Genomic DNA, 10,656 nt, shown 5'->3' on the forward strand with positions numbered 1-10,656 from the left:
GTCGGGGAGGGAGACCCCCGCGCCCGGCTTGCGCCGGGCGCACAGAATCCGGCCCTGGACCCTTGGCCCCGGACCGGATTCAATGCGGACGACCGCCCGCTACGAGGGAGGCGCCTCAGGCGCCACGCCGTTTCGCAGCGTCTCCCTCGTCCTCGTCGTCATCGCTGTTGTACAGCTCGGCGTACCGCGCGTACGGGTCGTCCTCGTCGTCCTCGTACGGATCGCCGTTCGCCGGCCGCTGCGACGTCGTCGCGCCCAGCTCTTCGGCCAGACGCGAGAGGTCAGTCCCGCCACTGTTGTACTTCAGCTGGCGGGCGACCTTCGTCTGCTTGGCCTTGGCCCGGCCGCGCCCCATGGCTCGACCCCCTCAACGACGGGGCTCGACGGCCCCAGAGTCTGACACGCGTTCATGGTGAGAGCGGACCCTCGCTGAGAGTCCGGCTCCTAGAGCTTCAACGGTACCTGCTTCCGCCGCTGTACGGTACGTCGCCCGCGCGACCCGGCAGGTTCCCGCCACGCCCTGTGACCTGTTCTTCGCTGGTCAAAGGCGATTTTACCTTCTTGTCGAGGCGTGTCCCCGGCGGGGTCGTGAAACGCGTCTCCCCGCCGGGACCGTCACGGCGGGTGACCGGCTTGCCACCCGAACGGTCGGTCCTCGCGCCACACTGTACGCGCTGCCGGCCGTGTTCGTGTTCCGAACCGGGCGCACCGCGTGTGCGGCGCGCCCGGTTCGGTCTCAGCGGCCCACCCGGCTCACGCGCGGCCGGCCGCCATGCGCTGCTCGGCGATCCGGTCGGCGGCGGCCGCCGGGGGCACGCCGTCGGTGGCCGCCCGGTCGAAGATCTCCAGCGTGGTGTCGAAGATCTTCGTGGCCTTGGCCTTCGCACGCGCGAAGTCGAAGCCGTGCAGCTCGTCGGCGACCTGGATCACGCCGCCGGCGTTCACCACGTAGTCGGGGGCATAGAGGATGCCGCGCTCGGCGAGGTCCTTCTCCACACCCGGGTGCGCCAGCTGGTTGTTCGCCGCGCCGCAGACCGCCTTGGCGGTGAGCACCGGCACGGTGTCGTCGTCCAGCGCGCCGCCGAGCGCGCACGGCGCGTACACGTCGAGGTCGGGGACGCGGATCAGGGCCTCGGTGTCGGCGACCACGGCGACCTGCGGGTGGGTCTGCCGCACCCGGCGCACGGACTCCTCCCGCACGTCGGTGACGACGACCTCGGCGCCGTCCTCCACCAGGTGGTTCACCAGGTGGTGGCCGACCTTGCCGACGCCGGCCACGCCGACCTTCCGGCCGCGCAGCGTCGGCTCGCCCCACAGCCGCTGGGCGCTGGCCCGCATGCCCTGGAAGACGCCGAACGCGGTCAGTACGGAGGAGTCGCCGGCGCCGCCGTTCTCCGGCGAGCGGCCGGTGGTCCAGCGGCATTCGCGGGCGACGACGTCCATGTCCTGGACGTAGGTGCCGACGTCGCAGGCGGTGACGTAGCGGCCGCCCAGCGAGGCCACGAACCGGCCGTAGGCCAGCAGCAGCTCCTCGGACTTCGTCTGCTCGGGGTCACCGATGATGACAGCCTTGCCGCCGCCGTGCTCGAGCCCGGCCATCGCGTTCTTGTACGACATGCCCCGGGCGAGGTTCAGCGCGTCCAGGACGGCGGCCTCCTCGGGGAACTCCTCGTCGGTGTAGGCGTGGAACCGGGTGCCGCCGAGGGCGGGACCCAGTGCGGTGGAGTGGATCGCGATGACCGCCTTGAGGCCGCTGGCACGGTCCTGGCACAGCACGACCTGCTCGTGGCCGCCCTGGTCCGAGTGGAACAGGGTGTGGAGTACTCCGTCGGCGCTGGCGGAGTGACGTACGTCAGTCACTGTGGTGACTCCTGTAGTCGGGGGTGGACACCCTCCTGTGGGTGGGGAGGGTCTATGCGCAGCAGGGTACGACCTGATGAGCGCTTTGTGGCCCCGTCGCCCGGGGCTGTCACCATCGTGAGACCGCGGCTGCGCCGGTAGCCGCCCCACTGGGAGTGAGGAGGCCGTGTGGCCCCGACGACGGCGGTGAGCGTGCCGTATCCGGCGTACCTGCGGGTCTACGAACCGCTGGCCGCGTTCCCCGAGCCGGAGCGGGCCCGCTGGCGGGCCTACGCGGAGCGCCCGGACCGGCCGGGCGCGCAGGACGAGACGCGCGCCGCCCTGGTGCGCCTGACCGCCGTACCACCCGTGCCGGTGCCGGAGCGGGAGAGCGGCGACGCGTTCGTCGCGGAGGTCGACGGCGTGCTGTACGTCTGCCCGTGGCGGACCCGGCAGCGCTGCGGGCAGGCGCTCGCCACGGCGGAGCGCGAGCTTCCGCCGCCGGTGCTGGAGGCGGCGCTGCCGCCGGCGGCGCGCGAGCGGCCGGAGCCGTCGGGGTCGTCGGACCTGCCGGGGCCGTCTGAACCCTCGGAGGGGCCCGCCGAGAGCCTTGCGGACGGCCGGGTGTGGATCCGTACGGCCCTGTGGCACGTGCCGATCCGATGGTTTCTGCTTTTCAGGGATGAAGAGCGGGATTTCGGGAAGGCGCCGGATGGTCCCCGGCTGCGCTACCGCACACCGATGGTCCAGGCCAGACGCCGGATCGCGCGGGCGCTTAAGGTGCTCCGCACGGAACTGGCGGAGGGCCCGCTGGTCGACGGCCTGGTAGACGTGGGTCGCTGGCTGGAGGAGTTCCACCCCCGGTCGCTCGTCGAGCTGGACTACGGCGGACTGCTGCGGCTCATCCCCGAGGAGCAGCTTGCCGAGGACCACTCGGCGGCTGACGCCGACGAGGGGCTGACGGCGCTGCGGGACGGCGACGAGGAGCGCGCGGGCGAGCTCTACGAGAGGTTGGCCGAGCGCTGGCGCGAGGTGCAGCGGCGGCAGCTGGCGAACTAACCGGCCGACCGCCGCGGGGCTCGGGCTCGGGGCTCGGCTCGGGGGCTCGGATCAACCTGTCGATCCGGGGCATTGCCCCCAAGGGGTGATGGATCACACAAAGCCCCCCTTGCTCTCAAGGCAACCCCTCGTGTCAAAATAGGACAAGGGGCCATGGACGGTCTCCTTCCGTCCAACTTGGTTCGGGCGCTTCGGCGTTGCTTGAAGCACCACCCGTGACGCCTCGTCACCTCCGGTAACGGATGGTCATCCCTTGATGACTGTCCGTTATGACACGATTCAACAGCCTTTGTGGAGGTTGTGTGCGGGAGGGTGCAAATCCATCGGTTTGGCCGACGAGGCTGGACAGATGGTGTAGTTGTAGTGCCGAGGACAAGCCGTTCGTCCTATAACCGACTCGACTTGCGTGCGCCATTTCGGGCAACGCGGGTCAAGGTGCAGAATTTAGAGGAAAGAACCGTGATGGTTCGGTTCTCCCGAGGAGGCCGCTCATGACCGCTCGCACCCCTGATGCCGAGCCACTGCTGACTCCGGCTGAGGTTGCCACGATGTTCCGCGTCGACCCGAAGACGGTCACGCGCTGGGCAAAGGCAGGCAAGCTCACGTCGATCCGCACGCTCGGCGGGCACCGCCGCTACCGCGAAGCGGAGGTGCGCGCATTGCTCGCGGGTATCCCGCAGCAGCGCAGCGAGGCCTGAACAACCAGGTAGCACAGCAGCACGCGACAGGTCGCCGTCCCCATACGGCACTTGATCGTTGATCGCGTCGGACTCCGCCGGGTCCGGCGCGATCCGTGTTTTGTGGGCCCGGCGGCGGGCGAGCCGCCGAGTGCGCCCCTGCCGCGCCCGTGGCGCCCCGAGGCGCTCGGCGGACATCTCGCCGCCCCGCGGCCCCCCACGGCGCCACCGGCGGCGCTCACGCGCTCGTCGAGCGGTCGCCGACGCCCCGACTCCCTTGTCCGTGACGGGTGCGGTGGCCCGTCACGCGGGCGCGCGGAGGTTGCCACACCCCTCTTGCCTCGACCGGTGAAATTGCACATATTCTATCGACCGGCCGTAGGGGCGGGATAAGAAGCGCCCGCCTCACCCCGAGTTGAGTGACTACCGTCACAGCGTCGACCCTCTTGTCGGCCGTGCGGAAGGTGCGGTAACGGCGCCACCCGCCGTTCGCCGCGGGGGAGTTGCCCGTTCACCTTGGCACGTCAGAGGGGCCCGCGTCGGGCTTTTGTCATCCCCGTGCGGGACTTCACCCGCCGTCCGACTCCGCTGCCGGTTCCGGCGCCGCCCGCTGCACCTGCTCGGGCTGTTGCGCGGCGAGCAGCCGCAGGCGGTGGCAGATCACACATCGACGGGTCGAGTGCCCGTGCCGGACGGCGGCAGACAGGTGCGCGCGCAACAGCGCCCGCGTCGCGTGCCGCCCGTTCCCCTGGTCATCCCGGGTCGCAGCCATGGGCGCCACCTCCTTGCACGAGGAGTACTGGCCCGCCGAGCCCCCGTCAAGACCGCCCGGAACGCGGAAGCGTGGAGCACGACAACGCGTCGAAGGGCGCCCCCGCTGGCGGGGACGCCCTTCGACGTACATGCGGTCCTGACGGGATTTGAACCCGCGGCCTCCACCTTGACAGGGTGGCGAGCACTCCAAACTGCTCCACAGGACCAGGCTGCCTCCACCGGCTCCCCGGTGGTGCGAGACGAGACTCTACAGCAGCCCGGCCACTCAGAGCGAATCCGTCCCCAGAAGCGGCCCGACCTCCCCGTTCTCCCCTTCCGCGGGCCGCCGCCGGAAGGGCGGGCACCGATGTCGGACCCCTGGGCTACTTTGGGAAGCGGCGTCGCCGCCCGGGAGTGCGGGCTCCTCGGGAGCGGTGGCGCCGAGGGGCCGCGTACGACGACCACACGTCGTCGCCTCGCCGCGCGCCGCACGCGCCCGGTCGGCCGACGACCGCGCGGCCCACGTCCGAGTCGGATCCTGGTGGTCGGCTGCCGGCGCGCCGGCGTCGGACCGCCCTGCTCATGGGGGAGACATGGGGAACGACAGTTCAGATCACGGGAAGTCGACGGCCAAGTGCCCCTACCGGCACCTCGGCATCGACCCGGTGGGCGGCCCGGTGGAGCTGGAACGCCTGACCCGGCGGGAGCGCCAGGTGCTCCTGCTGCTCGGCACGGGGATGAACAACCGCGAGTTGGCAGCGGAGTTGGGGATAGCCGAGCGCACGGTGAAGGCCCACACGGCGCGGGTGCTGGAGAAGCTGCGCCTGCCCTCCCGGTTGGAGGCCGCGGTGGCCTCCGTGCTGCTGCACGGGTTGCTGTGCGAGGACGTGCGGTGCGTGCGCCATCTCGACGAGGAGCGGCCCGAACCGCTTGTCGCCTGACGCCGCTTCGCGGCCGGGCCGGCGGGAACGCCGAGGCCGTACTGCCCCCGAGTGCGCTGCCCCGAAGGGCAATAGCGGCCCCGCGCGTCCGGCGAATAGGCTCCGCGCGACCGACCACCCAGAACGGGGGCGTCCGTAGGTTCCGTCGCCCGCCCTCTGACACCTCAGCCTCGTTTCGCCTTCGCAGCAAAGGAACTCACCACGTGGCGTCCCACCGTGTCCTCAAGCTGACGGCGCTGACCGCCGTCCCGCTCACCCTCACGTCCTTCGCGCTCCCGGCGTCCGCCAGCTCGGCCCAGCCGCCGCGTGCGGAGACGGCTACGTTCTCGTTCGCGAAGATATCCTCCAGCAAGCTGGCCGACGTCTCCGGCGTGAGCGCCGCCGGCGCCCAGGGCAGGACCGCTGACCGGCACGGCTTCCGCGTCCTGCGCGCGCCCTCCGGGGAGACGGCCGTCGTCGACTCCTCCCTGGCCCACCAGGGGATCACCGCCGCCGCCGGCACCTCCTTCGTGGACCTCTCCTGGAAGGGCTACGCCGACAACGCCCGCTACGCCGTGCTGCGCGACGGCCGCGAGGTGGCCAAGCTGGGCGCGGGCGTCACCTCCTTCCGCGACCGGCGGGTCAGCCCCGGCACCCAGTACGACTACCAGGTGCTGCCCGTCCTGCCCGAGGGCGGCGCCAAGGGCGCGAAGCTCTGGGGCGTGAAGGTCTCCGTCCCCGCCTCCGGCTCCCTGACCGGCCTGCGCGGGCAGGCGGCGTCCCGGGCCCAGTCCGCGAAGGTCGCCTCGACGACCACCCTGTCCTGGATCACCTTCATCCCGCAGAAGCGGATCAACGCGCCTTCCGCCGGATGCGACTACGGAACGAAGTTCCAGTTCGGCGGCGACGACCGCACCGCCTTCGACTGGAAGTCCAGCCGGTACCGGACGGCCCTGCACGCGACGATCACCTGGAAGGACAAGTCGGTCAAGGGCAACAAGCACGTCCGGCCCACCCACGTGTACCGGAAGTCGGACGGCAAGGAGGTGGCGAAGAAGACGGCCACCGACAAGAACATGGAGGCCAAGAAGCTCGGCTCGGGCTCGAACAACGTCGACGTGCGGATGGTGCTGCACGCGACCAACCCGTTCTGCAAGGGGCTGGGCGGCGTCAAGGGCGCGATCAGCGGCGCCTTCACCATGAACCTGACGACCAGCGGCAACTACGCCATCCGCTCGGGCAAGTACCGGCTCATGCCCAACCACCACATCTACATCTACGACGGCGGCAAGGTCACCAACGTCCTCACCCGCAAGTACGCCGACGCCAAGTGCCTGGTCGGCTCGATCCTCTGCCGGGAGGCCGACCTGACCGGCTACTACGGCAAGTTCTGACGCCCACTGCGTCGCACCGCACCACGGTCGCCACCCCGACGGGCCCGCGCCCGGCCCGTCGGGTGCGACCATGGGACGGGGCAGCAGCACATCCCCGGCCCGTGAGGGCCGGAAGAGACCGACAGAGAAGACCGAGGAACACGACATGACCGCCGCCGGATCGACCGACAGCCCCGCCACGCTCTACGGGCCGGTCTCGCTCGCCCTCGGCGTTGTCGCCCTGCTCACCGCGGTGTTCGTCGGCGTGATCGGCCCCGCCGTCCCGCTGCTCGCGGGCAGTCTCGCGGCGACCTTCGGCGGCTTCGGACTGAGCCGGGCGCAGCGGCGCACGCTGCCCGCACTGGGCCTGGCGCTCGGCGGCGCCAGTTTCCTGTACGTGTTCTTCCTGCTGATGACCTTCGCCTGACCCCGGCGCGCCCCCGCAGCCCGTCGCTCGCTCAGCGGCGGGCTGCGGGGACGGCGGCGTCGACGGCCTTGACGATGCGCTTGTCGGAGATCGGGTACGCGGTGCCCAGGGCGTGGGCGAAGTAGCTGACGCGCAGCTCCTCGAGCATCCAGCGGATCTCCCGGGCCGCTGCCGGCACCGGCTGGCCGGGCGGGAACTGCTCCAGCAGCCACTCGTACTCGTCCCGCATCTCCTTGACCTTCGCCATCCGGGCCTGGTCACGCTGCGCGCTGGTGGGCAGCTGCTGGAGGCGGCGGTCGGCGGCGACCAGGTAGCGCAGCAGGTGCGGCAGCCGTGCGGCGCCGTGCCGGGTCACGAAGCCCGCCGGTACCAGCTCGGAGAGCTGCTGCCGGACGTCGGCGACGGACGCCACCAGGGCCGGGCTGGTCGACAGCGGCGGCGACTTCATCCGCCGCTCGCAGGACTGCCAGGCCGCCAGGATCTCCTGTACCTGGCGCACGGTCCGCATCGTCGCGTCGACCACGTCCGACCGGACGGCGTCGAAGAGCTTGCGGAAGCCCTCCTCGTCCCAGGCCGGGCCGCCGTTCGCCGCCACCAGCTGGTCCACGGCGCCGCCCACGCAGTCCTCGAAGAGTGCCTGCACGCTGCCGTGCGGGGTGCTGGACAGTGCCAGCTTCTGCTGGTTGCTCAGCTTGGACTGGGCGAACTTCGCCGGGTCGGACGGCAGGTTCCGCGTGATCAGCCGGCGGGTGCCGGCGCGCATCGCGTCCTGCTGCTCCTCCTCGGTGTCGAAAAGCCGCACCGAGACGGTCGCCGCCTTCGGGCCGTCGTCCACGAGGGCGGGGTACGCCCGTACCGGCTGGCCGCCGCGTCGGGTTTCGAAGGTGCGGTCCAGCGTGCCGATCGTCCAGGACGTGAGGCCGGTGCGCTGGGTGGGGGCGGTGTCCTGCGCCGGTTCCGTGCCGCCGGTCTTCTCCGTGCGGCGTCCGCCGCCCCCGCGACCGGCGGAGGCGTCGAAGGCGCGGCTGAGCGCGGCCTGCGCCTTCGGCTTGAAGCGGGCCCGCAGCACGTCGAGGTCCTTGCTCTCCGACTCGCCGGGCAGCTTGCGCCGCCGCTCGTCGACGACCCGGAACGTCACGACCAGGTGGTCGGGGACCTTCGACCAGTCGAAGTCCTCGGGTGTGACGCGGACCGCCGTCAGACGCACCAACTCCCGTGCCAGGACGGCGGTCAGCGGCTCGGCGGGCGGCCCGGCGGGGGAGCGGTGCCCGTAGCCGCGCTCGTCCAGCGCCCGCAGGAAGCGCGCCGCGAAGTCCGGGGCCGGAACGAAGTTCCGCCGCAGCGACTTCGGCAGCGAACGGATCAGCTCGGTCACCACCTGCTCGCGCAGGCCCGGGATCTGCCAGTCGAAACCGGCCGGCGTCACCTGGTTCAGGACCTGGAGCGGCACGTGCACGGTGACGCCGTCGGCGTCCGCGCCCGGCTCGAACTGGTACGTCACCCGCAGCCGCAGATCGCCCTGCCGCCACGAGTCCGGGTAGTCGGCCTTGCTGACGGACTCCGCCCGCTCGTTGATGAGCATCGACTTCTCGAAGTTGAGCAGGTCCGGCTCGGCGCGCCGGCGGTGCTTCCACCAGGAGTCGAAATGCGCCCCGGAGACGACGTCTTCGGGTACGCGCTGGTCGTAGAAGTCGTACAGGGTCTCGTCGTCGACCAGGATGTCGCGGCGACGGGCCCGGTCCTCCAGCTCCTTCACCTCGACCAGCAGCTTGCGGTTCTCGTGGAAGAACTGGTGGTGCGTCCGCCAGTCGCCCTCCACGAGGGCGTTGCGGATGAACAGGTCGCGGGAGGTCTCCGGGTCGATCCGGCCGTAGTTGACCTTCCGCTGCGCCACGATCGGCACCCCGTAGAGGGTGACCTTCTCGTACGCCATCACCGCGGCCTGCTTCTGCTCCCAGTGCGGCTCGCTGTACGTGCGCTTCACCAGGTGTGCGGCGAGCGGTTCCACCCAGTCCGGGTCGATACGGGCGTTCACCCGCGCCCACAGCCGGGACGTCTCCACCAGCTCCGCCGACATCAGCCAGCGCGGCTGCTTCCGGAACAGCGCCGAACCCGGGAACACCGCGAACTTCGCGCCGCGCGCCCCCAGGTACTCGTTCTTCTCCGGGTCCTTCAGGCCGAGGTGCGAGAGCAGACCGGCCAGCAGGGAACGGTGCACGGCGTCCGGCGACGCCTCCTGCTCACCGAAGTGCACACCCATCGTCTTCGCCACCTGCCGCAGCTGGACGTAGATGTCCTGCCACTCGCGTATCCGCAGGTAGTTCAGGTACTCGTTGCGGCACATCCGGCGGAACGCCGAAGAGGACAGCTCCTTCTGCCGCTCGCGGACGTACCGCCACAGGTTGAGGTACGCGAGGAAGTCGCTCGTCTCGTCGCGGAACCTGGCGTGCTGCTGGTCCGCCTGCTGCTGCTTGTCGGCGGGGCGTTCGCGCGGGTCCTGGATGGACAGCGCGGCGGCGATCACCATCACCTCGCGCACACAGCCGTTCCGGTCCGCCTCCAGGACCATCCGGGCCAGCCGGGGGTCCACCGGGAGCTGCGCCAGCCGCCGCCCGGTCTCGGTGAGGCGCGGACCCTTCCGGCCGCCGCCTTTCGCGGGCTTCGCGGACGTCACGGGTTTCGCGGGCTTCCGGGACTTCGCCTCCACGCCCGGGGCAGCGGAGGCGTCCGGCTGGGGCCGCGGCTTCGCCGGGCCGGACTCCAGCGCGCCCAGCTCCTCCAGCAGCTGCACACCGGCCTTGATGCTGCGGTGGTCCGGCGGGTCGATGAACGGGAAGCGCTCGATCTCGCCGAGACCGGCCGCCGCCATCTGGAGGATGACCGACGCCAGGTTCGTCCGCAGGATCTCCGCGTCCGTGAACTCCGGCCGGGAGAGGAAGTCCTCCTCCGAGTACAGCCGGATGCACACGCCGTCCGAGGTCCGGCCGCAGCGGCCCTTGCGCTGGTTGGCGCTCGCCTGCGAGATCCGCTCGATCGGCAGCCGCTGCACCTTCGTGCGGTGGCTGTACCGGGAGATCCGCGCGTAGCCGGGGTCGATCACGTACTTGATGCCGGGCACGGTCAGCGACGTCTCGGCGACGTTGGTCGCCAGCACGATCCGCCGCCCCGAGTGGCGCTGGAAGACGCGGTGCTGCTCGGCGTGCGACAGCCGCGCGTACAGCGGCAGGATCTCCGTCCCCGGGCCGCCCGGCGGCCCACCCGCCCGGCGGAACTTCTTCTCCAGCGCGTCCGCCGTGTCGCGGATCTCCCGCTCGCCGGAGAGGAAGACCAGGATGTCGCCCGGGCCCTCAGCCTGGAGCTCGTCCACGGCGTCGCAGATCGCGGTGACCTGGTCGCGGTCGGCGTCCTCGGCGCCCTCCTCCAGCAGCGGCCGGTACCGCACCTCGACCGGGTACGTACGCCCGCTGACCTCGATGATCGGCGCTCCGGCGGCCATCGGGGACCATCTCCTCGTCGAGAGTCCGGGGTGTGGACGAGCGGGACTGGGGCCAGGGTAACCGAACGATCGGTCGGGACAAGAGGGCCGGACCGGCCAGGACGATTCCCGA

9 protein-coding genes and 1 tRNA gene are annotated in these 10,656 nt (G+C 71.3%); 5 read left to right on the plus strand and 5 right to left on the minus strand.

All coding sequences use genetic code 11. From position 1 onward, the window contains the following. Positions 1–115 precede the first annotated feature (115 nt). Positions 116–355 carry a DUF3073 domain-containing protein gene (locus FNX44_RS17565; protein ID WP_143649226.1) on the minus strand — a complete coding sequence of 80 codons (240 nt, stop codon included), beginning with the start codon at positions 353–355 and terminating at the stop codon, positions 116–118. Between the two features lie 398 nt (positions 356–753). Continuing rightward, complete coding sequence (locus FNX44_RS17570) at positions 754–1,860, minus strand: Leu/Phe/Val dehydrogenase (protein WP_143649227.1); 1,107 nt, start codon at positions 1,858–1,860, stop codon at positions 754–756. Positions 1,861–2,028: 168 nt separating this feature from the next. Between FNX44_RS17570 and FNX44_RS17575 the strand changes: the two genes are divergently transcribed. Both FNX44_RS17575 and bldC read left to right on the plus strand, forming a co-directional pair. Then, positions 2,029–2,898 carry a DUF8083 family protein gene (locus tag FNX44_RS17575; RefSeq protein ID WP_143649228.1) on the plus strand — a complete coding sequence of 290 codons (870 nt, stop codon included), beginning with the start codon at positions 2,029–2,031 and terminating at the stop codon, positions 2,896–2,898. 491 nt (positions 2,899–3,389) lie between these two features. Then, on the plus strand, positions 3,390–3,596 hold the full coding sequence (bldC, locus tag FNX44_RS17580; RefSeq protein ID WP_003949541.1) for a developmental transcriptional regulator BldC: 207 nt from the start codon (positions 3,390–3,392) through the stop codon (positions 3,594–3,596). Positions 3,597–4,143: 547 nt separating this feature from the next. Here the strand turns inward: bldC and FNX44_RS17585 are convergent. Together FNX44_RS17585 and FNX44_RS17590 are read right to left on the minus strand one after the other, a co-directional pair. Continuing rightward, positions 4,144–4,347 carry a DUF6274 family protein gene (locus FNX44_RS17585; RefSeq protein WP_143649229.1) on the minus strand — a complete coding sequence of 68 codons (204 nt, stop codon included), beginning with the start codon at positions 4,345–4,347 and terminating at the stop codon, positions 4,144–4,146. A 133-nt stretch (positions 4,348–4,480) separates the two neighbouring features. Beyond that, positions 4,481–4,555, minus strand: a tRNA-Asp gene (locus tag FNX44_RS17590). Between the two features lie 366 nt (positions 4,556–4,921). On the opposite strand from FNX44_RS17590, the gene FNX44_RS17595 reads away from it, so the two are divergent. The 3 genes from FNX44_RS17595 to FNX44_RS17605 all read left to right on the plus strand — a co-directional run bounded on the left by FNX44_RS17595 (position 4,922) and on the right by FNX44_RS17605 (position 7,048). After that, entirely contained in the window at positions 4,922–5,269 is a 348-nt protein-coding gene (locus tag FNX44_RS17595; RefSeq protein WP_143649230.1) for a helix-turn-helix domain-containing protein, read from the plus strand. Positions 5,270–5,472: 203 nt separating this feature from the next. Next, a complete protein-coding gene (locus FNX44_RS17600; protein WP_143649231.1) occupies positions 5,473–6,642 on the plus strand; it encodes a fibronectin type III domain-containing protein in 1,170 nt (389 codons plus the stop codon). A 145-nt stretch (positions 6,643–6,787) separates the two neighbouring features. Next, positions 6,788–7,048 carry a hypothetical protein gene (locus FNX44_RS17605; protein ID WP_143649232.1) on the plus strand — a complete coding sequence of 87 codons (261 nt, stop codon included), beginning with the start codon at positions 6,788–6,790 and terminating at the stop codon, positions 7,046–7,048. A 31-nt stretch (positions 7,049–7,079) separates the two neighbouring features. On the opposite strand, the gene hrpA is transcribed toward FNX44_RS17605, so the two are convergent. Further along, positions 7,080–10,656 (minus strand): ATP-dependent RNA helicase HrpA (gene hrpA / locus FNX44_RS17610; RefSeq protein WP_143649233.1); only part of this gene is annotated, 3,577 nt, incomplete at its 5' end.

This window comes from Streptomyces alkaliterrae (assembly GCF_007097205.2).
Lineage (GTDB): Bacteria > Actinomycetota > Actinomycetes > Streptomycetales > Streptomycetaceae > Streptomyces > Streptomyces alkaliterrae.

Excerpts from the sequence above, each read along its gene's own strand:
- FNX44_RS17565 (WP_143649226.1), bottom strand. The coding sequence starts at position 355 with ATGGGGCGCGGCCGGGCCAAGGCCAAGCAGACGAAGGTCGCCCGCCAG.
- bldC (WP_003949541.1), top strand. The coding sequence starts at position 3,390 with ATGACCGCTCGCACCCCTGATGCCGAGCCACTGCTGACTCCGGCTGAG.
- FNX44_RS17605 (WP_143649232.1), top strand. The coding sequence starts at position 6,788 with ATGACCGCCGCCGGATCGACCGACAGCCCCGCCACGCTCTACGGGCCG.
- FNX44_RS17585 (WP_143649229.1), bottom strand. The coding sequence starts at position 4,347 with ATGGCTGCGACCCGGGATGACCAGGGGAACGGGCGGCACGCGACGCGG.
- FNX44_RS17595 (WP_143649230.1), top strand. The coding sequence starts at position 4,922 with ATGGGGAACGACAGTTCAGATCACGGGAAGTCGACGGCCAAGTGCCCC.